18 protein-coding genes are annotated in these 20,170 nt (G+C 53.5%); 6 read left to right on the top strand and 12 right to left on the bottom strand.

Features of this window, described 5'->3' with window-relative positions:
- Positions 1-7: 7 nt before the first annotated feature.
- The 4 genes from ABLU67_RS05130 to ABLU67_RS05115 form a co-directional block, all read right to left on the bottom strand.
- Positions 8-877 (bottom strand): fimbrial protein, encoded by an 870-nt coding sequence (locus ABLU67_RS05130; protein ID WP_025107556.1) that lies wholly within the window; start codon positions 875-877, stop codon positions 8-10.
- Positions 878-1,066: 189 nt separating this feature from the next.
- Positions 1,067-3,667 (bottom strand): fimbria/pilus outer membrane usher protein, encoded by a 2,601-nt coding sequence (locus ABLU67_RS05125; RefSeq protein WP_025107555.1) that lies wholly within the window; start codon positions 3,665-3,667, stop codon positions 1,067-1,069.
- 2 nt (positions 3,668-3,669) lie between these two features.
- Entirely contained in the window at positions 3,670-4,377 is a 708-nt protein-coding gene (locus tag ABLU67_RS05120; protein ID WP_032751796.1) for a molecular chaperone, read from the bottom strand.
- 76 nt (positions 4,378-4,453) lie between these two features.
- Entirely contained in the window at positions 4,454-4,996 is a 543-nt protein-coding gene (locus ABLU67_RS05115; RefSeq protein ID WP_025107553.1) for a fimbrial protein, read from the bottom strand.
- 923 nt (positions 4,997-5,919) lie between these two features.
- Between ABLU67_RS05115 and ABLU67_RS05110 the strand changes: the two genes are divergently transcribed.
- The 5 genes from ABLU67_RS05110 to ABLU67_RS05090 all read left to right on the top strand — a co-directional run bounded on the left by ABLU67_RS05110 (position 5,920) and on the right by ABLU67_RS05090 (position 10,107).
- On the top strand, positions 5,920-6,327 hold the full coding sequence (locus ABLU67_RS05110; RefSeq protein ID WP_224384576.1) for a GNAT family N-acetyltransferase: 408 nt from the start codon (positions 5,920-5,922) through the stop codon (positions 6,325-6,327).
- A gap of 179 nt (positions 6,328-6,506) precedes the next feature.
- A complete protein-coding gene (locus tag ABLU67_RS05105; RefSeq protein ID WP_224384577.1) occupies positions 6,507-7,691 on the top strand; it encodes an MFS transporter in 1,185 nt (394 codons plus the stop codon).
- On the top strand, positions 7,660-8,619 hold the full coding sequence (yidZ, locus tag ABLU67_RS05100) for an HTH-type transcriptional regulator YidZ (protein ID WP_025107550.1): 960 nt from the start codon (positions 7,660-7,662) through the stop codon (positions 8,617-8,619). Before ABLU67_RS05105 ends, yidZ begins: the two co-directional genes overlap by 32 nt.
- A gap of 146 nt (positions 8,620-8,765) precedes the next feature.
- On the top strand, positions 8,766-9,503 hold the full coding sequence (locus ABLU67_RS05095) for a hypothetical protein (RefSeq protein ID WP_025107549.1): 738 nt from the start codon (positions 8,766-8,768) through the stop codon (positions 9,501-9,503).
- A gap of 37 nt (positions 9,504-9,540) precedes the next feature.
- The gene (locus tag ABLU67_RS05090) at positions 9,541-10,107 is read left to right on the top strand and encodes an NADPH-dependent FMN reductase (RefSeq protein WP_004855733.1); all 567 of its coding nucleotides are present in this window, start codon (positions 9,541-9,543) and stop codon (positions 10,105-10,107) included.
- A 48-nt stretch (positions 10,108-10,155) separates the two neighbouring features.
- On the opposite strand, the gene adeP is transcribed toward ABLU67_RS05090, so the two are convergent.
- Complete coding sequence (gene adeP / locus ABLU67_RS05085; protein ID WP_014839859.1) at positions 10,156-11,493, bottom strand: adenine permease AdeP; 1,338 nt, start codon at positions 11,491-11,493, stop codon at positions 10,156-10,158.
- 167 nt (positions 11,494-11,660) lie between these two features.
- Between adeP and yieH the strand changes: the two genes are divergently transcribed.
- Positions 11,661-12,326 (top strand): 6-phosphogluconate phosphatase, encoded by a 666-nt coding sequence (gene yieH, locus ABLU67_RS05080; RefSeq protein ID WP_032718760.1) that lies wholly within the window; start codon positions 11,661-11,663, stop codon positions 12,324-12,326.
- Between the two features lie 55 nt (positions 12,327-12,381).
- On the opposite strand, the gene ABLU67_RS05075 is transcribed toward yieH, so the two are convergent.
- From ABLU67_RS05075 to pstC, 7 genes are all read right to left on the bottom strand, one after another.
- Positions 12,382-13,104, bottom strand: coding sequence for a glucosamine-6-phosphate deaminase (locus tag ABLU67_RS05075; protein ID WP_224384578.1), 723 nt, complete (start codon positions 13,102-13,104; stop codon positions 12,382-12,384).
- Positions 13,105-13,158: 54 nt separating this feature from the next.
- Positions 13,159-14,325: an alpha/beta hydrolase-fold protein gene (locus ABLU67_RS05070; protein ID WP_224384579.1), complete on the bottom strand. Its 1,167-nt coding sequence runs from the start codon at positions 14,323-14,325 to the stop codon at positions 13,159-13,161.
- Positions 14,326-14,366: 41 nt separating this feature from the next.
- A complete protein-coding gene (locus ABLU67_RS05065; protein WP_348852184.1) occupies positions 14,367-16,013 on the bottom strand; it encodes a carbohydrate porin in 1,647 nt (548 codons plus the stop codon).
- 583 nt (positions 16,014-16,596) lie between these two features.
- The gene (gene phoU, locus ABLU67_RS05060) at positions 16,597-17,322 is read right to left on the bottom strand and encodes a phosphate signaling complex protein PhoU (protein ID WP_004107251.1); all 726 of its coding nucleotides are present in this window, start codon (positions 17,320-17,322) and stop codon (positions 16,597-16,599) included.
- 49 nt (positions 17,323-17,371) lie between these two features.
- Positions 17,372-18,145, bottom strand: coding sequence for a phosphate ABC transporter ATP-binding protein PstB (pstB, locus tag ABLU67_RS05055; RefSeq protein WP_004855746.1), 774 nt, complete (start codon positions 18,143-18,145; stop codon positions 17,372-17,374).
- Between the two features lie 47 nt (positions 18,146-18,192).
- Positions 18,193-19,083 carry a phosphate ABC transporter permease PstA gene (pstA, locus tag ABLU67_RS05050; protein ID WP_004855748.1) on the bottom strand — a complete coding sequence of 297 codons (891 nt, stop codon included), beginning with the start codon at positions 19,081-19,083 and terminating at the stop codon, positions 18,193-18,195.
- Positions 19,083-20,042, bottom strand: coding sequence for a phosphate ABC transporter permease PstC (pstC, locus tag ABLU67_RS05045; RefSeq protein WP_004107261.1), 960 nt, complete (start codon positions 20,040-20,042; stop codon positions 19,083-19,085). The genes pstA and pstC overlap by 1 nt, the downstream gene beginning before the upstream one ends.
- Between the last annotated feature and the right edge of the window lie 128 nt (positions 20,043-20,170).

The following is a 20,170-nucleotide window of genomic DNA, read 5'->3' as shown; positions in this document are numbered from 1 at the left end:
ATTCTCCTTAATCATAATCAAGCGTGTAGGTGGCGCTGGCGTCAACGGAGCCCGGGGTTAAGTCGCCCGTGCGAATATAACGCGCGGCGAGCGGTATTTTTGCCGTCGTCCCTGAGCTGGTAATCGGCGACCAGCGGTAATTCAGATTGACCGGGTGATTACCGCCGCCATGCAGATCCATCACCTGCACGGAAAGTCCTTTAGCGGTGCCATTATTCTTTAATATACTGGTATCACTGGTGCCAGGTTCCTGTGTGCCGCTAAGGGTAAAATAGACATTCGTTCCGGCAGTACAGCTCAGCGATATATCTTTTTCACTGCTCTCTCCCCAAGTGCTCCCGACCGAAGGCAGTTCGCTTTTTTGCACATCATCAAGCGTAAAACTCAGATCCGAGCCGCCGGAGAGGGTACAGCCGCTGGCCGACAACGTGCCAGTGAAATTAATATCGATATTTGCCGACCCCTGGTTGCCGTTCGCCTGACCGTAACCAACCTTTCCGGAGAGCGTACCGCCGCTTACCGAGTCGGCGATTTTAATTAAATTAAGCTTTGGGGTAATCGACATATAAATCATCGCCCCCCAACCGATACTGTCATCGGTTAACAGCTTTATTGACGAGCCGCTGGTTATCCAGCCGTTGCCCGAGGCCCCTTTCGTATCCGACATGCTGGCGCCAAGCTGAACGCCAACGCCGGACAAATTGGTTTTAAAAGTCAGTCGGCCGTTATAGGTTCCCGCCGAAGCCAACGACGAATAGAGATAACCATAAAAGTATTTCTCTACCGTAAATGAGGATTCACATGACGCAAACTGAACCGAATCAAACGTTTTATCGCCGCCGGTAATCGATTGTCCAACGGCCAGATCCGGCGACACCGATATCGTTTTCAGATCAACGCTCGTTGAGGCAACACTCGAGTAACACTCTGAAGCCCAGACATTCAGCGATAGCGTGCAAGCGCATCCAGCCATTACCGCCTGGCGAAAAAACCGTGTGTTTGCCTCGCGCTGCCCTGTCAACGGCGGCCTGCATGTTGTTCTGTTTTTCATTTCACCACCTTTTCTCTACTGACATTGCGCATCAAGATTAATTACGCCAGTTTTTTCACCCTCTTGCGGCAGCTGATAATGGGCATGGCACTGCGCATTTTTTCCTTTGCCCCACTGTGCCAGGATGTCGCCCTGCTGCGGCATCCCGGTCAGATACACTGAACCGCCGTCGCTAACGATGCTGTTGACGCTGTCGTCCTCTGCCAGCGTGACGGTGGCGCCGAAAGGAACGTCCGTATTCGCGTGATGCAGATGCATCAACACCCTCGCGCCGATATGCGTTTTAAACCCCGCCAGTACAATCGCCCCTTCCGTCGGCACCACCTGCGCCGTGGAGCTATCGACTTCCGCATTGTCGGCCAGGGTGCTGGTATCAAGCCTTACCGTCGTGCGGCGATACGGCGTGAGATAAGGTACGATGGCATAACCGCGCCAGTCGGTGCTGACCCCGGTGCCGTTTTCCACGGTCACATCGCTGACCCCCGGCGAGCGCACCAGCGCCAGCGACTGGATATCCTCACTCAGCGACTGCGAAAAGGTGACGCCGTAAGGGTGCACCACCACTCCGCCCTGCACGCCATAGTTCACCTGCCTGCTGTCCGGATCGTAGTTGTAACCCATGTTCGCTTCGCCCGCGCGACCGGTATAATCGACGGATAGCGTGCCGTTATTGCCGGAATTTTCATGGTTGCTGTAGCCTTCCATCACGCTATAGCTAAGGTTCGAATCCTTCAAAGCCGTACCGTACAAGCTAACCTGCTGGGTGGTGTCTCCGTGGCGGTTAGTGTTGAGGCTATATCCGGCATAGGCTTTCGGCAGCCATTTACTCAGCGGGATACTGATATTCAACGCGCCCTGATGGTCGTCCTCTGTTCCCGGCATGCTGCTGAAGGTGTAATTCAGGCCCAACGTCATGCCATCCCAGCTGGTGTCGTAGCCGAGGGACAGGTTTCGCTCATATCCACCTTCGTTCCAGTAATCCTGCTGGTAGCCGCTCGCATAAAGCGATCCCCAGCCCTCTGGTAGCGACTGACTGAGTGACAGCTGCCAGCGGGAACGTTTGTTATGGCTTAAGTCAAATTCATCCTGGTCGTTCAGATCGTCATCGTGAGAATCATTGACGATTAGATCCGCCGCATCCTGAAAGCTGTAGTAGCCCTTAGTGGAATAACGGTATGCCGCCAGCGTGATCGTTGAGCCGGTGCTGAGCATACTTTTTGAGTACTGGGCGCGTATGGACTGCCCCTCTTTGTGCTCGTCATTGCTCAAATCGGCCGAGGAATAGGCCCCGTCAAAGGAGATGGAGCCCAGTTCACCGAGGGTGAATCCCATCCCCAACAGCCCGTTCTGGTAGCTATCCGCCAGCTGCGTACCGCCGTATATCGTCATATCGTACGGTAGGCCGTAGATCAGCGTCATCTGGGCGAACTTCGGCTCCTGACCATCGCTGTTGCTGCGGTATTTACCGCCGGTGAAGTCATACTTAAGATGCCCTTCGCGCTGCATGATTGCCACGCTGGAGAACGGCTGGACGAAGCTGCGTTCGCTGCCGTCTGACTCTTTAATCGTTACCAGTAGGTCGCCGTTTGTGGAGTTTGGGTAGAGATCGTCGATCTTAAACGGCCCCGGCGGTACCTGCTTCTGGTAAATCACGCTATTATTCTGGCGAATGGTGACCGTCGCGTTGCTGGTTGCAATGCCATGTACCGTTGGCGCAAAGTTGCGCAGACTGTCAGGCAGCATGTCATCGTCTGAAGAAAGCTGGACGCCGCGGAACGTAAAACCGTCGTAAACATCGGAAGGAGTGGTCGCATCGCCCAGCGTTAACAGCCCCTGTACGGCCTGCACGTCGCGTTGTAAAAAGGTGTTGATGGAGCTCCAGTCGCTTTCGCTGCTCCCGCCGCTGCTAACGTCTTCGCCGCTTGTGGTGTCATGATATTCCGGCGATTTGCTGTAGGTCCAGGTGCTGTAGTTTCGCAGCCGCCACGCGCCCAGGTTAATGCCGCTGTGCAGGTTCAGAAAATAGCTATCTTCCCTTCCAGAATCGTTCTCGTCGCGCCAGGTGTTTGAACCGTTAAAGTCATAGCCCAGCAGCAGCGCCGGCACTCCTTCATCCCACAGCGTCGGGCTGACGGAATCCTGCGCCGCGCTGTTGACGTCAGCCTGCGGTATGGTGAGATCCAGACGCATCTGGCTGTAATCGAGTCTGATCTGGCTATCCGGGACGGTTGCAGCCAGATCGTTGATACTGTTCTTGTTCCGCAGCGCATCGATATCACCAATCTTAATACCCCACTGCGCCAACAGCGCGGGGGTCACCACAGGCGTAAGCTGCCCATGTTTATCCTGCACAAAGTCCAGCGTTTGCGTGTCAACCTGCTCATGGTTCACATAAACGTCTACGTGGTAGCGACCCGGTAGCTGTGAACCGGGTTGGGAAAACTGGCTGAGATCAACGTTAAGTTTGGGTCCACTGGTCTCCAGCGCCGCCATATCGAACTCATCCTGAGCCAGCGCGCCCTGCGTTCCATACAGCGCTAAAATAATAATGCAGGCAAGCGGTTGTAATAAAAAAGCGCTGCTTTTGCCCGCTACGTCTATGGATGGTTGAGACATGATTACCCTTTCCCGTCCAGAACCAACGATCCTGCGCCATAATCATTGATATATTGCCAGGTGATTTTCCCGCCTGCCCCTGCCGGAATGGTGTAATCAGTCGAACCGTGCGGCGCGACCATGGTAAACGCCGTATCGACCACTTTGTCACCGACGTTCAGCTTAAAGAAGCTCAGATACCAAGGGGTTGGATTGGTGACGGTCAGCTTGTTGCCCGTCCTGTGAAAACCGATCGCCTCCATTGCCTCACTGGTGGGATCGGCAACGCCTTTGGGACGATAAAAAAGTTTGATTCGGTTTTTCAGCGAAAAGCGCAGCACGTTCTTGCCCTTATCCGCCGGATTGTTTGCCGGTATCGCCTTCACATCCAGCCAGTAAACGCTTTCCCGATCTGCCGGGAAATTCCCCCCTGTTCTGACAACGCGAATAGTATTTTCTGAACCAGCATCCAGTCGAAACAGCGGTGGCGTAACGGTAAAGGGCAGCGAACCGGTGGTACCAGGACGATCTCCTTTCGGGCCTTTGTCATCGACAAAACTTTGAATAAGGTAGGGAATCTGACCGTTAGCGCTGTTCATCACCTGAATGGACGCTTCCTTATCGCCGCCGTGATAAACCAGTCTCGTACCGCCGATAACGACCCCTGCGTGCGCAGATGTTACGGCGCACATCGCAGCCGCCAGCAGACCGTAAATAACTGACTTTCTCATGAACCGTTGCATCCTCTTTCCTAATCGTTTGAAAACAAGGGCCTCCGTGCCCTGGCGTTCTCCCTGATACGGAGGGTTACTGGTAGCTGATGGTGTAGTCAGCGTGAGAAACCAGCGTACCGGCAGTTGCGGTATCAGCCACAGCAACCATACGCGCGGTGAATGGAATATGTGCTTCGGTAGTGGTAGCGTCCGCCGTCAGGAAAGAGCTAACGTCGACAGCAGAAGACGGGCTGACTTTGGCTGCAGATGCGTCGTACAGCTGAACGCCAACATTAGTAGCCGCGCCGCTGTCGCTGGACTCATTTTTGAACGCCGTGTTCATAGAGCCATCGGCATTGCCAGTAAAAGTCACGCTTGCTGCGGTAACCGTATTCGGGCAAGCGGTGAGATCCAGCGTAAAGTTCGTTGCCGGACCGGTGTCGCCAGCTTTCGCCAGATCAACCGTGTTCACGGTACCCAGGTTCAGGGTTGGGTTTGTCTGATCGTTGATATCCACGGTGCAACTGTCGGCAGTAACGGTACCGACGAAGTTGATCGTTCCATCAACCGCATGAGCCACACCCATCCCTACGCTGAACAATGCTGCCACAGCAGTCATTACAAATTGCTTTTTCATTATTTAATCCTTAATAAAAATATAATCATTACTCATTCATTCTTTTAAAATAGAACCATACAACGGTTCATTCAGGGAAGAATGACCCCTAAATACATTATTTAAGATGACAAACAGCGGAGTAAAATATTGAAAAAGAAAGCCCATGGCGCATTTCAATCAGCACCCTAATGCTTACACGCCAACTTCCTTATGTAATATTAATCTGCAAAAGATTATGAAATAGAACCCCCAACCATCTCAACAGAATATTTCATCCATTATTGGACTTCGCTCAACACCCCGAAAAAAACATCAAAACAACCAAAACATTTTTAAAAAACAACAAGATAGATAAAGGCACTCAACTATCATTTTAAAAGCCCCCTGGTTATCCCAGTTCTAATATGTTCAGGTACTTGCTCGCTTTCTCTTAACGCACTACAAAATAACGCTTCACAACATTGCCTTTTTATACAGCCGAGCGTCGAGATTCCAGCATCGATCATGGCTGCTCTTTAAATAAAAATTTGAATGCAGACGGCTCTCAACCATCGCCTATTTATGGGGTCAGGATAAATGCAAAAAAATATTATACGAGCCTCCAAAGCAGGGGTTCATAACACTCGGGGAGTCACTACTCGTATGCCATATGACGGTAGGTACTTGTGCCTTGAACAGCGCTTGCTCTGTTCCCGTAGGGGCGAGGTCTTAGGCCGAGTAACAAAGCCAACGCACATGCAACTTGAAGTATGATGGGCATAAACAGATAGTTGCGGAAAAAACACACCCTATCAGCAGGGCATCAGAAATGAGATTAAATAAAGCGTACTCACTCGCCTTAACGTCCTGTTAAAGCGGGTTAATTATTTTCCTTTAGCGTCTTCACGGCGTATCGCTTTGTCTATTACCCTTATCGGTACTCCCACTTACCGGATACGACAATGATGGCTGATTACACGTTTATTGATACCGTCCCTACGGCGGAGGATTTTTGTCGCCTGCGCGTCATATCAGGTATGTCGCCACGTCCGCTGGAAGGCGCCCGCGCGGGTCTGCCGCGTAGCTGCTACGGCGTGCATGTCCTCTATGCGGACGTGCCCGTTGGTATGGGACGCATCGTCGGCGACGGCGCGCTGAACTTTGAAATCGTCGACGTCGCCGTGGACCCGGCCCATCAGGGAAAAGGTCTCGGTCGCCAGATCATGCAGAAAATCGTCTCCTGGCTGGATGAAAACGCGGTTAAAGGGGCATACGTCTCGTTGGTGGCGGATGTTCCCGAACTGTACGCCAAATTTGGGTTTTCCAGCGTCAGGCCAGAAAGTGAAGGTATGGCCAAGATCTGGAAATAATGCGGGACGCGATCGCTTGATTGGAAATATCAAAAAGCGATATAAAAACAAATAATTAAATTATCGCTGCACATCTTTCAACCGTTTTTCCTCCCAGGAAATCGTTGTTGTCCAAATGGCAACTCGTACTCCCGCACGAACCCCACTATTCTGTACGGCATTCTAATGCGAGGGGTTCTATGGCACGCTTTCTTATCTGCAGTTTTGCGCTGGTTCTGCTTTATCCATCCGGCATCGATATGTATCTGGTCGGTCTACCGCGCATTGCGCAGGATCTGGGGGCCAGTGAAGCGCAGCTGCATATCGCCTTTTCGGTTTATCTGGCGGGAATGGCCGCGGCGATGCTATTTGCGGGTCGTATCGCCGATAAATCAGGGCGCAAGCCGGTGGCTATTTTCGGTGCCGTTGTCTTCATACTGGCCTCCCTTCTCTGCTCGCAGGCGCAGGTCAGCGCACACTTCCTGGCTGGGCGTTTTATTCAGGGGATTGGCGCGGGCAGCTGCTACGTCGTCGCCTTTGCGGTGCTGCGCGATACCCTCGACGATCGCCGCCGGGCGAAAGTGCTTTCCCTTCTTAACGGTATCACCTGCATTATTCCGGTTCTGGCGCCGGTACTCGGCCACCTGATTATGCTGAAATACCCGTGGCAGAGCCTGTTCTATACCATGGCCGGCATGGGCGTTCTGGTGGGACTGCTCTCGGTCTTTATCTTGCGGGAAACGCGCCCAATAGCCGCGCCACATGCGGCGATGCAGCAAAATAATATCCCCGAGTCGCTGCTTAACCGCTTTTTTCTCAGCCGAATTATCATAACCACCCTGAGCGTGACGGCTATCCTGACTTACGTTAACGTCTCCCCGGTGATCATGATGGAAGTGATGGGCTTCGATCGCGGCACCTATTCCATGGCGATGGCGCTAATGGCGCTTGTTAGCATGGTGGTGTCGTTCTCAACGCCGTTCGCTTTGACGCTATTTAAGCCCCGCACCCTGATGCTGACCTCGCAGGTACTGTTCTTTATCGCCGGCGTGCTGCTGAGCCTCTCCACCAGCCAGACGATGACGATGCTGGGTCTGGGGCTGATTTGCGCCGGGTTCTCCGCCGGCTTTGGCGTAGCAATGAGTCAGGCCCTTGGGCCATTCACCCTGCGCGCCGGCGTGGCGAGTTCTGTTTTGGGAATTGCTCAGGTCTGCGGCTCTTCACTGTGGATTTGGCTGGCGGCTATCATCGGACTCAGCGCGATGAATATGCTGATCGGGATACTTATTGCCTGTAGCATAGTGAGCATTGTTCTGATTATGGTCACCTCTCCGGCGCGGGCCGCGCAACGCTATGAAGAAACCCCTGTCGAGTCTCGATCTTAACCTGCTGCTGTGCCTGCAGCTCTTAACCCAGGAGCTCAGCGTCACCCGCACGGCGAAACGGATGAACGTTTCGCCGTCGGCAGTGAGTAAATCGCTGGCCAAACTGCGCGCCTGGTTTGACGATCCGCTGTTTGTCAAAACGCCTCTGGGACTGTCACCCACGCCGCTGATGAGCAGTATGGAGCAGGATCTGGCGGACTGGATGCAGATGGGTAATCAGATCCTCGATAAGCCTCATCACACCATGCCGAGCGGGTTAAAGTTTGAGCTGGCGGCAGAGTCGCCGCTGCTGATGATCCTGCTGAATACGCTTTCACAGCGGATCTACCAGCGCTATCCGCAGGCGCTGATCCGCCTGCGTAACTGGGATTATGATTCGCTGGATGCGATTATTCGCGGTGAAGTCGACATCGGTTTTTGCGGCCGGGAAACCCATCCTCGCTCCCGTGAACAGCTCAGCCTGCTGCCCTGGTATATCGATTTTGAAATCCTGTTTACCGATCTCCCGCAGGTATGGCTGCGCGCCGATCATCCCGCGCTGAACGAGGAGTGGAATCTGGACACTTTCCTGCGTTATCCGCATATCAATATCTGTTGGGAACAAAGCGATACCTGGGCGCTGGATGATGTTCTGCACGATCTGGGGCATAAACGCACCGTGGCGTTGACCGTCCCGGGTTTTGAGCAGTCGCTGTTTATGGCGGCCCAGCCTCATCATACGATGTTGGCCACCGCCCCGCGCTATTGCCAGCGTTACAATCAACAGCACCATCTGCCGCTGGTTTCACTCCCGTTGCCGCTGGAGCCGTCCCAGCTGGAGAAAATACGCGTCCCCTTCACCCTCCTGTGGCATAAGCGCAACAGCTACAATCCGAAGATCGTCTGGCTGCGAGAAACGCTCAGGCAGCTCTATACTGAACCGCTCTAGCGTTGGATTAGCCCGTCTTGCGCAATAAATTGTAAAATTTATGCAATTTATTGCGCAAGGGGTGATTTCCGCATTAAAACCTGGCAATTCTGAGCGATAATATAATTCGCAATTTCTATCATTGACCATTAATCACGGAGCGACGAATGGCAACGCATTTTGCAAGAGGGATACTCAACACCCGGGAACCGCTATCAACACGCCTGTCAGCGGCCTGTCATCAATCCGCCTGCCGCCTGCCTGAGTACCGACAAAGCCGCTATCGCGCATCACGGTCACTCCTCGCAGAACTCCTCTTTATGCTGTACGGCATCAGCGAACTTCCTGAAATTATTGACGAAGAGAATGGAAAACCCGCTTTCCGCGACGAAAATCTCCCGCGTTTTTCCATCTCCTATGCCGGGAATATTGTCGGCGTCGCGTTATCCACCGAAGGTGATTGCGGCCTGGATATGGAATTACCGCACGCCTCCCGCAGTTTACATGCCTCGCCCGACGCCGACCGCTACGTCTTTAACAGTAATGAGCGGGTATGGATTAGCAACCAGCACGATCCTGATGAAGCGCGCGCTCAGCTTGACGCACTCCGCAAAAGCGTCATGAAACTGACCGGTGAAAACGCCGTTAACCTCCAGCTTCTTCCGGGCTCCGGACGATTACGGACAAGCGGGACGCAGTCAATCGAAGCGGTGTGCGATGCCGAAACGGTGCTGGTCTGGTCCATCGCCGCCAGTCCGGATATCGGCCAGCTGAAAGTCTGGGAATATAATGGTAAAGAGGGCTGGCGTAGCCTGCCCGACGCGCAGGCTCGCGCCAGAGAGCCGTCCGCCCGGCTGATGCGTTTCACCCATTTACCGGTAGAAAAAGCCTTCTCCCTCAACTGACCGGATAACCCGGCCATCATGATGCAAAGGAGCAATCATGTCTGATACGTTGAAAGTTGTTACGTTACTCGGAAGTCTGCGCAAAGGCTCTTTTAATGCCATGGTCGCGCGTACCCTCCCCGGCATCGCGCCCGCAGGAATGGCGGTTTCCGCGTTACCGTCCATTGGCGATATTCCTCTCTATGATGCCGACGTCCAGCAGGAAGAGGGATTCCCACAAAGCGTTCAGGATATCGCTCAGCAAATTCGCGAGGCTGATGGCGTGGTTATCGTTACGCCGGAATACAACTACTCGGTGCCCGGCGGCCTGAAAAACGCCATCGACTGGCTATCTCGCCTGCCGGAACAGCCGCTGGCCGGTAAGCCGGTACTGATTCAAACCAGTTCGATGGGGGCTATTGGCGGTGCGCGCTGTCAGTATCACCTGCGTCAGATTCTGGTATTCCTCGACGCTATGGTGATGAATAAGCCCGAATTTATGGGCGGCGTGATTCAGAACAAAGTGGATCCGCAGGAGGGGAAAGTCGTCGATCAGAGCACGCTCGATCATCTGAGCGGACAGCTTAGCGCTTTTGCCGAATATATTCAGCGGGTTAAAGCCTGATAGACGCCGTCACACTCGCCAGAACGGCTGAGTGTGACGGCGCGGGTATTAATGCGCGTCGATAAACACAATCTTCAGCACAAACAGCAGCGAAACCACAATCACGCATGGGCTGAGGTCGCGCAGTCGACCGGTACCGATCTTCATTACGCAGTAAGAGATAAAGCCTAAGGCAATACCTTCCGTAATGGAGAAGCTAAACGGCATCATCACGGCGGTAATAAACGCCGGCACTGATTCGGTTAAATCATCCCACTTCACGCGCGCCAGGCTGGAGGTCATCAGGACGCCAACGTAAATCAGCGCGCCGGCTGCGGCATAGGCCGGGACCATACCCGCCAGCGGCGACAGGAAGATCACCAGCAGGAACAAGAGACCAACGACCACGGCGGTTAAGCCGGTACGTCCGCCTACGGAAACGCCCGAGGAAGATTCAATATAGGCGGTTACGGAAGAGGTGCCGATAAAGGAGCCCGCAACGGACGAGACGCTATCGACAAACAGCGCCTGCTTCATCCGCGGGAACTTACCCTGCGCATCGGCCAGACCAGCTTTATCGGTCACGCCGATCAGGGTACCGGAGGAGTCGAACAGGTTCACCAGCATAAACGAGAAGATCACGCCCGCCAGGCCGAGATTCAGCGAGCCTGCCAGGTCAACATGCCCAATGACCGTCGTGACGCTCGGCGGCATGGATACGATTCCGGTGTAGTGAACGTCGCCCAGCAGCCAGCCCAGCAGCGTGGTAACCACGATAGAAACCAGCACCGCGGCGTGGATGTTGCGGGAAGCCAGAATCGCAATAATAAAGAAGCCAAGAATGCCCAGCAGTACGCTGTGGGACGTCAGGTTGCCGATGCTCACCAGGGTTTCCGGGTTGGCGACGATCACGCCGGCGTTCTTCAGGCCCATCATACCGATGAACAGGCCAATACCGCTGGTGATACCGATACGCAGGCTAACCGGGATATTGGCGATCATCCAGTAGCGTACGCGGAAAATCGTCAACAGCAGCAGGCCAACCGCCCCCCAGAAAATCGCGCCCATCCCGACCTGCCACGGCAGGCCCATTGCCTGTACCACGACAAAAGCAAAGAAGGCGTTCAGTCCCATCGCCGGCGCCAGGGCCACCGGAAGGTTAGCGAACAGGCCCATCATGATGCTGCCGAACGCGGCGATCAGACAGGTTGTGACGAACACGGCGCTGGTATCCATACCCGCCACGCCGAGGATCTGTGGGTTAACAAAAACGATGTACACCATTGTCAGAAAAGTGGTGAAACCTGCAATCGCTTCGGTGCGTGCCGTCGTGCCGTGTTCACGTAGTTTGAACACGCGCTCCAGCAGACCCGGGCCAGATGACTGGCTGGTTTGTTGTTGACTCATTATCGGTTTCCGAACAAAGGAGGGAAAATTCGTCGCTATCCTATACCAAAATGCGACAATAAGGGCGGTTGTGAGATACTTTTTTTCATCGATTTTGCTTATACGGCAACGATTGCGTCTCACTAATCAGCAAGACGAAAACGTTAACTTATTAAAATGGAAACGACATGACCCAACCAGAAGCAGTATTTTTCGACTGTGACGGCACGCTGGTCGACAGCGAGGTGATCTGCTCCCGCGCCTACGTTCACATGTTCAGGGAATTCGGCATTACGCTGGATTTAGACGAGATTTTTAAGCGCTTCAAAGGCGTTAAGCTGTACGAGATTATCGACACCATTAACGCGGAGTACGGCGTTAATCTGGACAAGGCGACCCTTGAGCCGGTGTACCGCGATGAAGTCGCGCGCCTGTTTGATACTGAACTGGAAGTCATTTCTGGCGCACAGGCGCTGCTGGACGCGGTCAGCGTGCCGATGTGCGTGGTCTCCAACGGCCCGGTGAGCAAAATGCAGCACTCTCTCGGTAAAACCGCAATGCTGCACCATTTCCCGGAGCGTCTGTACAGCGGCTACGATATCCAGCGCTGGAAGCCCGATCCGGCCCTGATGCTGCATGCCGCAAAAGCGATGAACGTTAACGTCGAGAACTGCATTCTTGTCGACGACTCCAGCGCAGGCGCGCAGTCGGGGATCGCCGCCGGCATGGAAGTGTTCTACTTCTGCGCCGATCCGCATAATAAGCCGATCGAACATCCGAAGGTGACGACGTTTACCCGCCTCGAAGAGCTACCTGAGTTATGGCAGGCGCGCGGCTGGAATATAACGCGATAAACCTGGAGCGTAGCGCTATCAGGGCGCGTCCCGCCTGCGCTACGCTGAAAGTGGATTACGGTTGACTCAACTCCGCAGCCGCCGCTTTATCAGCCACTATCACCAGGGATGGATGCAGTTTCAGCACCGAAGCCGGAACCCGTTCGCTGACTTCGCCTTCAATCACCTGTTGTAGCGCCTGCGCCTTTGCGGCGCCGCTGACGATAAGCAGCAGGTTTTTCGCCGCCATGACGCTTTTTGGCCCCATCGTGACGTAGCTATCCGGCACCGCAGAGAAGTCGCCGTCCATCTCGCCGTGAGCGACCAGATCCACCATATCGCCGACGATAGGGACTTCCACCGTCACATCGTGGAAGCGCGTGGTATTCGGCAAATTACCGCAAAAATGGCCGTCAGCGCCGAGGCCCATCACTATCAGATCGAGGCCCCCTTCGTCCTGTAACCGCTGGTCGTGATGCCTGAAGTTTTCATGGCTGAGCGGGTGGATATTCTCTTCAGAGATTTGCGCGGGGGTGAAAAACAGGCTGCGCAGATTGGAAATTGTCACGCCTTCACGATCCTGTCCGCGGAACGGAATCTCGTCAAAGTTGTAATAATGGACCTGAGAATAGAACGATTTACCTTTAACCGCGTCCGTCAGATGTTCATACATTTTCTTCGGCGTACTGCCTGCCGTTACCGCCAGGTTCACCCTGCGCGGCGCGGTGATGTAGCCCAGAACGTGATGGCTGGCGACCAGGCTCATCTCTGCATAATCTTCCGTCACGATTAATTTCATATTGTCTCCCTCAAGGTATTGAAGATAAGGAGCCAGCGAACTGGCTCCTTCATGTTATTTGAACAACTTCTGTACAAATTCGGCGTAGGCGGGACGCCAGACGTCCATTTCATGGTTCAGGCCCGGATACTCATGGTAATCAAAGTTGATTTTCTGCTTCTCCAGCTCCGCTTTCAGCCCGGCGATATCCTTGCCGGTAACCACGTCTTTCTCGCCCACGACGACGGTAAAGTTACGCAGCTGCTTGTTGATCGCCTGTGGGTTGTGTAGCTGCGCCTCGACGCCGGCATCCGGTACCGTGGTTGTCGTTACGCCGCTGAACGTCGCCAGCCAGCCGAAGCTCTCCAGATGGTTCATTCCGGAGACCAGCGCCTGATAACCGCCCTGCGACAGCCCGGCAAGCGCCCGGCCGTCCGCGTCTTTACGCACGTTAAAGCGCGCATCAATCAGCGGAATAATATCGTTCATCAGCTCTTTATCAGCCGCTTTCGCATTCAGCGGATAGAAGGTTTTACGCCGCTCCTGCGGCGGGAAGTTTTCCGCAATCGCGTCAGGAATATCGGTTTCGGTATCCGGCACCACCACCAGCATGGGCTTGATTTTGCCTTCCGCCAGCAGGTTATCCATGATTTGCGGAATACGGCCCTGGTCGATGGCCGACAGTCCGCTGTCGCCAAAACCGTGATAGAAATAGAGCACCGGCAGCGGTTCGCCGGTACCGGTATAGCCTGGCGGCGTCCACACGTAGACGCGACGCTCAGCGTTCAGCGCCTTTGAATGATAGGTCAGGGTTCGTAGCTCGCCGTGGGCGACCGCGCGATCGTCAAGAATGCTGCCGGGTACCAGGATCAGGCTGGTATTCACCTGACGCTGTGGCTTCTGATAGCGGCTACCGGTATCGACGGAACGGAATCCGTCGACATCAAAATAGTATTCGTAGAGTTTGGGTGCCAGCGCATCGCTTTTCCATGTCCAGATCCCCTGCTCATCTTTGCTCATATCATGGGAGACAAAGGTATCCGGCGTTGCCCCCGTCACCACGGACACCCGTTTTGCATCCGGGGCAAACAGGCGGAAGGTGATACTCTTATCGGCGTTAACCTGCGTAATATACTGGCTGACCGGGATCGCCGCGCTCGGCGTGACCGGAAACGGCGCGGCATGAGCGGTAAACGCCGCGCCCGCCAGCGCCAGAGCGAAGTAAATAGCATGTCGTTTCATCTTTATTCCTCTTTAGAATTTTGTCCTGACCGTTGCCAGCCTTACCACCAGATTTCAGCCTGAGCGCCAACGGCAAACTGATCGTTCTTACCATCTTCAAAAATGCTGCTGGTATTGCTGTTAGCCGCCTTATCCAGGTCGATATCCTTCGCTTTAATATAAGTCGCATAGAAACGAATTTCCGGGCGGGAGGTCAGCATACTGGTATTCACTTTAAAGGTATGGAACAGGGTAGTTTTGTAGCCGGATTCGTTATATTTCTTGCCGGTACTATCTTTGTTCTGCTGCTTGAAATAGCCCAATTCAACGCCGGTCTGATTATATTTATCCCAGATCCAGGCCGGGCGCACGACGGCGCGAAGAGACTCAAAATCGGAGTGCGCGCCGGTCTCGTAGCTGTAGACATCATTACCAAAGGAGTAAACGATGGCGTTCGCCATAATAATGTCATCACTCAAATAGGTTTCCCCCTGCGAGGTCAAGCGAACGGCGGTGCCGTTGGTATGATCGCCATAGTATCTGCCGTTGAATGTGGTATACGGACTGGATCCCGCATAGCGCGAGAAGCTGCTGGCGATGGAGTTATTTGCCAGCAGGAAGGAAAATTCGTTAAATCCGCCGTTATCAAAGTTCTGCGTTAACGACGTCCCCGCCATCCAGGTATCTTTCCATTCATAATATCCATTATTACCTTCATTATATTTCTCGGATGAACTCTGATTTGCCGCGACATACCGGCCGCTGACCATCAATGACGCCTTATCCCAAAGCGGGATCTCTTTATAACGAATATCAATAGTATTGGTGTTAATTTGCTGGCTTTTGGTCAACGTACGGTTGTAGTCATCAACGTCCTCGCGCACCAGCGCAATATCAAACTTACCCGCGCCCACCTTCCAGTTTTCAAGGCCAACGCCGGCTGCGGCATCGGTTCTTTGCGTTTTCCAGTCCAGCATCTGGATTTCAATTTTCGGCGCACCGTGCTTACCCACCCAGAAATCCGCTTCCGGCGCGAATGGCAGGAAACCTTTGGTGTTGACGTACATATCAGAGAACTGCATATAGTTCTCGCCGCCAGCGTTATCGCCAAACCAGCCGGAGGAATACTGCTGCCCGACGTTGCCGTCAAGCATCACGATCGCATCAACCCGCTTATTGCCTTCCTGATAGACCCGCTGCTTAAGTTGTAAATCAAACCAGCCCGAATATTCATTACCAAAGCGACCCAGCGAGCCAATCGCCCAGGACTTAGGTGAACCATGGGATGCGGTCCCCCAGCCGGAACGGTAATAGCCGTTATAGCTGAAGCCAATTTCATCCTTCACAAACTTGCTGAAATCCTTCATTGTCATCGAGCTATAAATGGACTCGCCGTTAGCCGCGGGCTGTTCGTTTTTCACCAGAACCGCCGCCGGTTTTGCAGCGCCGCCTGCCGGCGCGGGCGCGCTGACAACCTGCGCGGACGCACTCTGCTCAGGTGCGCCAGGCTGCGTACTGGCAATCCAGAGTCGATTTCTGGCCTTCTCTTCATCTTGATATTTTTTTAGTTCGCTCTGCGTATCCTTAAGCGCCTTCTCCAGAAGCTCAAGACGCTGTTCAACGGTTAGCGATTCCGCCATAGCATGGGTTGTATAAGCGAGCGGCGCCATAATAAGTATGGCCGAGGTAATCAGATTTCTTTTAAACATAAGTTCCCTTTATATAAAAACAGGTGCAACTGAATATCGCGATAAAATGTCAACTAACGCGAAGGCGTATTTTTATTTTTCTATCGAATAAAGCTTGTTACCGAAAAGGTGCTTCCCCTTAAGGAAAAAAGAACGTTATTAAAACCAGCACTATTATTTATTCGGTTAATACCATCCTGGTTTACCCACAAACAGCCTTGCATCAAATCAAAAAAAACCTGAAGCAATCCCCCTGCAGAAAACAGAGGAGGCTTGCTTCAGGTTTTGCCCGCGCTGCGGTAACAATCCCTTTCATCGGCTAATGGCGGATTATCTGGCAAAAAAAAACCTGACATCACCAGGTTAACGGTGATGTCAGGTTTTGCCTGCTTGCGCAGTAACAATCCAGAGTTTTATTCGAGCCTTGCCGCAACAAGTCACCCGATTAATGTACCGCATTGTTACGCTATTAAAATCAAACCACAATTGATGAAATTATTATTTGTGACGACAATCGCACCAATTTTGTTAATTAAAAACAGGAGTAATATTAATCATAACTAATTCTGATAAATCCTTTATCAGAATTAGTCTCTGTGATTTATTACTCTTTAGGATCTTTCCCGGCCAGCAGTTTATCCAGCTCGTCGCCGCCAACGTGACGGAAATCCTGACCTTTAACGAAGTAGAAAATATATTCGCAGATGTTCTGACAACGGTCGCCGATACGCTCAATCGAGCGGGCACAGAACAGGGCGGTCAGGACGCTTGGAATGGTGCGCGAATCTTCCATCATATAGGTCATCAGCTGGCGCACGATGCCTTCATATTCCTGGTCGACTTTCTTATCTTCGCGATAAATACGCACCGCTTCATCAAGGTCCATACGCGCAAAGGCGTCCAGCACATCATGCAGCATCTGCACGGTGTGGCGCCCCAGCGATTCCAGGCTCACCAGCAGCGGCTGATGCTGCTGGGAGAATTTTTCCAGCGCGGTGCGGCAGATTTTATCCGCGACGTCGCCGATGCGTTCCAGCTCGGCGATGGTTTTAATAATCGCCATCACCAGACGCAGGTCGCTGGCGGTCGGCTGACGCTTGGCGATGATGCGCACGCAGGCCTCATCGATCGCCACTTCCATCATATTGACCTGCTTGTCGCCGTCAATAACGCGCTTTGCCAGTTCGCTGTCCTGGTTATGCATCGCGGTGATCGCATCAGAAAGCTGCTGCTCCACCAGCCCACCCATGGTCATGACCTGGGTGCGGATGTACTCCAGTTCAGCATTGAACTGGCCGGAAATATGTTTGTTAAGATTTAGGTTATCCATAGTATCTCCTGATTGCCCAATAGGTTAGAGCCTGGTAGCAGAAGGGCAATCAACCGTAGCGGCCAGTAATATAATCTTCAGTTTGCTTCTTAGCGGGCTTGGTAAACAGATCGTCCGTGTTGCTGAATTCAATCAGCTCGCCAAGATACATAAATGCCGTATGGTCGGAGCAACGCGCGGCCTGCTGCATGTTGTGGGTCACGATAACGACGGTGTAATCCTGTTTCAGTTCAGTGATCAGCTCTTCAATACGCCCGGTAGAGATCGGGTCCAGCGCCGAGCAGGGCTCATCCAGCAGCAGAACTTCTGGACGAATAGCGATACCGCGCGCGATGCACAGACGCTGCTGCTGGCCACCGGAGAGAGAATATCCGCTCTGATGCAGTTTATCTTTGGTTTCATTCCACAATGCGGCTTTGGTCAATGCCCACTGCACGCGCTCATCCATATCCGTGCGGGAAAGCTTCTCAAACAGGCGCACGCCAAAGGCGATGTTGTCATAAATCGACATCGGGAACGGCGTCGGCTTCTGGAACACCATCCCCACTTTGGCGCGCAGCAGGGCGATATCTTGGGTGTTGGTCAGAATATTATCGCCATCGAGCAGAATTTCGCCTTCCGCACGCTGCTCCGGGTACAGCTCAAACATTTTGTTGAACGTACGCAGCAGCGTGGATTTACCGCAGCCTGACGGTCCGATAAACGCCGTAACCTGGTTTTTGGTAATATCCAGGTTGATGTTTTTCAGGGCATGGAATTTTCCGTAGTAGAAATTCAGGTTACGAACTGAAAGTTTACCCGGGGTCGCATTCACCATACTCATCTCGTTCTTTTCCTCATTCGGCGCCGCGTTTCGCCGCGCCGCAAAAATTAACCGTGTTTATTCTTCGCGAAAACAACGCGCGCCAGAATGTTCAGCAGCAATACGCACAGGGTGATAATCAAGACCCCGGCCCATGCCAGTTGCTGCCACTCCGCAAAGGGACTCATGGCAAATTTGAAAATCGTCACCGGCAGGTTAGCAATCGGCTGCATCATGTCGGTGCTCCAGAACTGGTTGGAGAGCGCGGTAAACAGCAGCGGCGCCGTTTCCCCGGCGATACGGGCGATGGCCAGCAGAATACCGGTCATAATGCCCGATACCGATGCTTTCAGGGTGATCGCAGAGATCATGCGCCACTTCGGCGTACCCAACGCATATGCCGCCTCACGCAGGCTGTCCGGTACCAGCTTCAACATGTTTTCAGTGGTACGAATAACGATAGGCACCTGCAGCAGCGCCAGCGCAATCACGCCCGCCCAGCCGGAAAAGTGCTGCATCTGCGCAACGACGATGGTGTAAACAAACAGACCGACGACAATCGACGGCGCGGAAAGCAGGATATCGTTAATAAAACGAATCACTTCGGCCAACAAGGATTTACGGCCATATTCCGCCAGATAAATTCCCGCCAGAATCCCCAGCGGGGTACCGATAACCGTCGACCAGAGGATCAGCAATCCGCTGCCCGCCAGGGCGTTTGCCAGACCACCGCCCGCCGTATTTGGCGGCGGCGTCATTTCAGTAAACAGCGCCAGGCTCATGCCGTCGATGCCGCGGGTGACGGTGGACATCAGGATCCAGATCAGCCAGAACAGACCAAACGCCATGGTCGCCATCGATAGCGTCAGAGCGAGACGGTTTTTCATGCGGCGTTTTGCCTGCATTTTGCGACGGGATTCCGCCAGCTCCGCGGTGGTTTGTAATTCAATCGTCGCCATTAGCGAGCCCCCTCATTCTTAGCCAGGCGCATGATCATAAACTTCGATGCGGCCAGAACAATAAAGGTGATAACGAACAGAATCAGGCCCAGCTCCATCAATGCGGCAACGTGCAGTCCGGTTTCCGCTTCGGCAAACTCATTCGCCAGCGCGGAGGTGATGCTGTTGCCCGGCATATATAACGAAGCGCTATCAAGCTGGTAGGTGTTGCCGATAATAAAGGTCACCGCCATGGTTTCCCCCAGCGCGCGCCCCAGACCGAGCATTACCCCGCCGATCACGCCGTTTTTGGTGAAAGGCAGAACGATACGCCAGATAACTTCCCACGTTGTGCAGCCGATACCGTAGGCGGACTCTTTCATCATCACCGGCGTCTGTTCAAAGACGTCACGCATAACGGCCGCGATGTAAGGAATGATCATGATGGCCAGAATCACGCCCGCCGCCAGAATACCGATACCAAATGCCGGGCCCGCAAAGAGCGCGCCAACGAACGGAATGGTCGACAGAACGTTGCCAACCGGCTCCTGAAAATAGGTCGCAAACAGCGGGGCGAAAATAAACAGGCCCCACATGCCGTAAACGATACTGGGGATCGCGGCCAGCAGCTCAATAGCGATACCCAGCGGGCGCTTCAGCCAGGCGGGTGACAGTTCCGTCAGGAACAGCGCAATACCGAAGCTCACCGGTACGGCGATCAGCAGCGCGATAAATGAGGTGACCAGCGTCCCGTAAATGGGTACCAGGGCGCCGAAAATCTGGTTCGGTGCATCCCACTCTTTGGTCCACAGAAAGGCAAAGCCAAATTTCTCAATGCTTGGCCAGGACGAAATGATAAGGGAGACGATGATGCCGCCAAGCATCAATAGCACAATCAGCGCCGCCAGTTTTACCAGCACGCTGAAAATTATGTCACCCTTTTTCCCCGGAGGGTTAAATGCCGGCTTGGTTGCAGCCATAAGTTACTCTTCAGTTTCGGGCCAGAAAAAATCGTAGTTTACTGATCTTTCTGGCAAAGGTAATGCCATACCCTAAATAATTCGAGCTGCAGGCAGCTGGCTTGTGGATCCCCGGGAACATAGATGGG

Origin of the sequence: Klebsiella sp. GN_Kp190 (assembly GCF_040061795.1) — a bacterium.
GTDB lineage: Bacteria > Pseudomonadota > Gammaproteobacteria > Enterobacterales > Enterobacteriaceae > Klebsiella > Klebsiella michiganensis.
Note: the sequence above shows the minus strand (reverse complement) of the source record. Positions and strands in the feature narration are given on the sequence as shown.

Bases quoted from the DNA above. Each gene is read 5' to 3' on its own strand.
- ABLU67_RS05125 (WP_025107555.1), bottom strand. From the start codon at position 3,667: ATGTCTCAACCATCCATAGACGTAGCGGGCAAAAGCAGCGCTTTTTTA.
- ABLU67_RS05120 (WP_032751796.1), bottom strand. From the start codon at position 4,377: ATGAGAAAGTCAGTTATTTACGGTCTGCTGGCGGCTGCGATGTGCGCC.
- ABLU67_RS05115 (WP_025107553.1), bottom strand. From the start codon at position 4,996: ATGAAAAAGCAATTTGTAATGACTGCTGTGGCAGCATTGTTCAGCGTA.
- ABLU67_RS05110 (WP_224384576.1), top strand. From the start codon at position 5,920: ATGATGGCTGATTACACGTTTATTGATACCGTCCCTACGGCGGAGGAT.
- ABLU67_RS05105 (WP_224384577.1), top strand. From the start codon at position 6,507: ATGGCACGCTTTCTTATCTGCAGTTTTGCGCTGGTTCTGCTTTATCCA.
- yidZ (WP_025107550.1), top strand. From the start codon at position 7,660: ATGAAGAAACCCCTGTCGAGTCTCGATCTTAACCTGCTGCTGTGCCTG.
- ABLU67_RS05095 (WP_025107549.1), top strand. From the start codon at position 8,766: ATGGCAACGCATTTTGCAAGAGGGATACTCAACACCCGGGAACCGCTA.
- ABLU67_RS05090 (WP_004855733.1), top strand. From the start codon at position 9,541: ATGTCTGATACGTTGAAAGTTGTTACGTTACTCGGAAGTCTGCGCAAA.
- adeP (WP_014839859.1), bottom strand. From the start codon at position 11,493: ATGAGTCAACAACAAACCAGCCAGTCATCTGGCCCGGGTCTGCTGGAG.
- yieH (WP_032718760.1), top strand. From the start codon at position 11,661: ATGACCCAACCAGAAGCAGTATTTTTCGACTGTGACGGCACGCTGGTC.
- ABLU67_RS05075 (WP_224384578.1), bottom strand. From the start codon at position 13,104: ATGAAATTAATCGTGACGGAAGATTATGCAGAGATGAGCCTGGTCGCC.
- ABLU67_RS05070 (WP_224384579.1), bottom strand. From the start codon at position 14,325: ATGAAACGACATGCTATTTACTTCGCTCTGGCGCTGGCGGGCGCGGCG.
- ABLU67_RS05065 (WP_348852184.1), bottom strand. From the start codon at position 16,013: ATGTTTAAAAGAAATCTGATTACCTCGGCCATACTTATTATGGCGCCG.
- phoU (WP_004107251.1), bottom strand. From the start codon at position 17,322: ATGGATAACCTAAATCTTAACAAACATATTTCCGGCCAGTTCAATGCT.
- pstB (WP_004855746.1), bottom strand. From the start codon at position 18,145: ATGAGTATGGTGAATGCGACCCCGGGTAAACTTTCAGTTCGTAACCTG.
- pstA (WP_004855748.1), bottom strand. From the start codon at position 19,083: ATGGCGACGATTGAATTACAAACCACCGCGGAGCTGGCGGAATCCCGT.
- pstC (WP_004107261.1), bottom strand. From the start codon at position 20,042: ATGGCTGCAACCAAGCCGGCATTTAACCCTCCGGGGAAAAAGGGTGAC.